Source organism: Parafannyhessea sp. (assembly GCF_051876455.1).
GTDB lineage: Bacteria > Actinomycetota > Coriobacteriia > Coriobacteriales > Atopobiaceae > Parafannyhessea.
On record NZ_JBJEHW010000099.1, the window covers coordinates 1 to 3,114 of the forward strand.

Annotated in this window: 3 protein-coding genes; 1 reads left to right on the top strand and 2 read right to left on the bottom strand. The window is 64.0% G+C overall.

What is annotated here, in order from left to right:
- Positions 1–25 precede the first annotated feature (25 nt).
- A complete protein-coding gene (locus ACI38Z_RS04685; protein WP_439789027.1) occupies positions 26–661 on the top strand; it encodes an NUDIX domain-containing protein in 636 nt (211 codons plus the stop codon).
- Positions 662–769: 108 nt separating this feature from the next.
- Here the strand turns inward: ACI38Z_RS04685 and ACI38Z_RS04690 are convergent, their stop codons facing one another.
- Positions 770–2,392, bottom strand: coding sequence for an alpha-amylase (locus ACI38Z_RS04690; protein WP_439789028.1), 1,623 nt, complete (start codon positions 2,390–2,392; stop codon positions 770–772).
- A gap of 246 nt (positions 2,393–2,638) precedes the next feature.
- Positions 2,639–3,114, bottom strand: a 476-nt coding sequence (locus tag ACI38Z_RS04695; protein ID WP_439789029.1) for a DUF559 domain-containing protein, incomplete at its 5' end; no start/stop codon positions are given.

The following is a 3,114-nucleotide window of genomic DNA, read 5'->3' on the forward strand; positions in this document are numbered from 1 at the left end:
GACAACAAGAAAGAAAGTGACAGCGATGACTGATCCCGAGCCAAGGGACAAGAACGGCTTCACGGAGGCCGAGTTTCTCGCCCAGTACACGCCCAAGAAGTACCCGCAGCCGTCCCTCACGGCAGACATCTGCGTGTTCACGCGCCAGGCCGGCGCGCAGGGCGGCCTCAAGCTGCTGCTCGTGAGGCGCGGCGGCCACCCGTTCCTGGGATGCTGGGCCACGCCCGGCGGCTTCTGCAACCCCAACGAGACCGCGGACCAGTGCGCCGAGCGCGAGCTTGCCGAGGAGACCGGCGTGACCGGCCTCGCCCTCGAGCCGATGTACCTCTACAGCACGCCCGGCCGCGACCCCCGCGGCTGGACCGCCTCCTACGCGTTCGTCGCGCTGGACGAGAAGGGCTCCATCCCCGTGGCCGCCGACGACGCCGCGGACGCGGCATGGTTCGACGTCGCGGCCGAGCCCGCCGCCGCGGCCACAGACGCACCCGCGGCCACCACGCTGGTCCTCACCCACGGCGACACGCGTCTGACCAGCACGTTCACCGTTGTGGAGCAGCCCATCACGCACCGCCGCCGCGCGCACGTCACCAGCGCGGACGGCCTCGCCTTCGACCACGCGCAGATCGTGGCCGACGCGTGGCTGACGCTCCACCGCGCATAGCCCAACCGCGCATAGCGCGCATCGCCAACACGCGAAGCGCACGCACCGCCAAACGAGCGGGCGGGTCGGCTCCGGTCGGCTCGCCCGCTCGCTTCCGCCCGCACTCGACTAGCCGGCCAGCCCCTCGTCGCCGACGGGCTTCTCCACCAGGCGCTTTATCTCGCCCTCAAGCTCGGGATGCTCGCGAACCTCCTCCTCGGTCTCGGCCCTCACGGGATCGTCCGAGGTGTACGGGTCCGCGTCCTCGGTGTGGATGGCGTTCACCCAGTCGTGCTCCAGCACGCTCGCCGCCGCGTCACAAAGGTAGACGGAAAGTCGGCCCCCGCCGCAGTCGAACTCCGCCCAGCCGTCCGACCCGATGCGCACGTCCTTCTCCTCGCCAATCACGCAGTGCCACAGCTCGCCCGCGTGGCCCTCGCCCACGAGCATCCGCTTGGCCCCTCCGGCGCGGTCCGTCAGCACCACGGCAACGCCCGAGCCCTCGTGCTCGCGGTCGCCCTCGCGCGTCCAGCCGATCACGTCCGCGTCGTCCAGCCAGTCGCGCTGCCGACCGTACGCGAAGCGCCTCCTGATCTCCATCAAAAGTGGTAGCTCCACCACCGCGGGGATGTTCCCGTCGTTCGGCATGCCGTAAAGGTCCCCGTAAAACACGCAGGGGTAGCCCGCCTCGCGCAGCAGGATGCACGCGTACGCGCTCGGCTTGAACCACGGCAGAACAAACGACTGCAGCGCCTGCCCCGGCTGGGTGTCGTGGTTCTCCACAAAGGTAACCGCACGAACGGGGTTCCACGTGCTCAGCGTGTCGTCAAACAGCTTCGACAGGTCAAAGTTCCCGTTCGAGGTCGACGCGCTAAAGAAGTGATAGTGAAGCGGCACGTCAAACAGGCTCATCGTGGGCATGTCGTTGATGTAGTCCACCAGCTCCCCCACGTTGGGCGTCCAGTACTCCCCCACCGAGAAGAGCTCGCGTCCCGCGTAGTCGCGCATCTCGGGAAGCCAGTGCCGATAGAAGTCGCGGCTCATGTGCTTGAGCGCGTCGAACCTAAAGCCGTCGAGCCCCGTCGTGTCCAGGTACCAGCGGCCCCAGTTCGCGAGCTCCTCGTACACGGGCCCGTACATCAGGTCCACGTCGCAGCCCATCAGGTAGTCGTAGTTGCCGTTGTCGCCATGATCCACGTCCGCGTCCCAGTGCTTGCCGTCAAACAGGTAGATGCCACCCTTGCGCGTGGAGTCGTCCCAGTCCACGCCGTGGAAGCAGCGCCAGTCCCACGTGAACCTCGAGTACTTGCCGCGCCTCCCCGGAAACCTAAACCGCGTCCACGCGCGAATCCTCCTGGGGTCGCCCACCACGCGGTTGCGGTCGTCCTGCGCAACCTCGCGCGCGACCACGTCCTCGGCCTCGTCGGCACCCATGCGCTGGTTCAGCACCACGTCGCCCAGCGCCTGCACGCCCGCCGACTGCAACGCCTTGATGCACGCCAGGTACTCGTCCTTCGTGCCGTACTTGGTCGCGACGGTGCCCTTCTGGTCAAACTCCCCCAGGTCGTACGTGTCGTACACGCCATAGCCAACGTCAAAGCCGCCGGCCTGCCCCTTGTACGCAGGCGGAAGCCACACGGCCGTGATCCCCTCGTCCGCGAGCCTCTGGGCGCTCTGCGCCAGCCGTCGCCAATGCTTGCCGTCAGCCGGAAGGTACCAGCTGAACCCCTGTAGCATGGTCCCGTTATCCATATCGCGCCTCCGTAGGCCCTCATACCCAAAAGCCGGCGCCTACGTACCCGCGACAGCCCGTTATAAACGGCACTCCACCATCCCTGTTTTCCAAATCCGTTTTTGGAAGAATGGCGCTTGAAGCAAAGCAGGAGGTAGATGCCTTTTCCGACAATTTCCAAATCCGATTCTGGAAGATTGACCTACAACTTGCCCGCAAATCGTCACGTTTACAGCAGGCGGCATGCCCCTGACGTCTAATCCAGATCAACCGCGAAGATCATCGCGCAGGTTTTGTACCCCTCGTACAAACCGAGAGTCCATTGGTGGCACGTCAATGCCCAACCGCTTCCCGATCGTGAAGCGTACAAGGTCATCAAACCATCTGTAGTTTGACAAACGCTCCGCCCTCACCACAACGACCTCGTATCCCATGTCTTGAAGAACCTCTCGACGGTCATCATCGTGGTCCAACTTGACAGGGGAGTTATGAAAAGACCTGCTGTCATATTCGACAACCAGCCGCTCATCTTCAAACAATAAATCAACTACAACGTATTCCGTACGCAGTCGCATCTGCGCGTCACGAGAAATGTCAATTCGCCTGTTTAACAGGGGCTTGGGCAGTCCATATCCAAACATGCTCCGCGGTATACACAGAAGCAGATAAAGCAACGTTTCGGCAGGAGACCTCGAACCTTCCCCCGCGATTCGCAAAGCCTCGAGAGCACGTTTGCAACCAT

Coding starts and splice junctions, on each gene's coding strand:
- ACI38Z_RS04685 (WP_439789027.1), top strand. CDS start 26: ATGACTGATCCCGAGCCAAGGGACAAGAACGGCTTCACGGAGGCCGAG.
- ACI38Z_RS04690 (WP_439789028.1), bottom strand. CDS start 2,392: ATGGATAACGGGACCATGCTACAGGGGTTCAGCTGGTACCTTCCGGCT.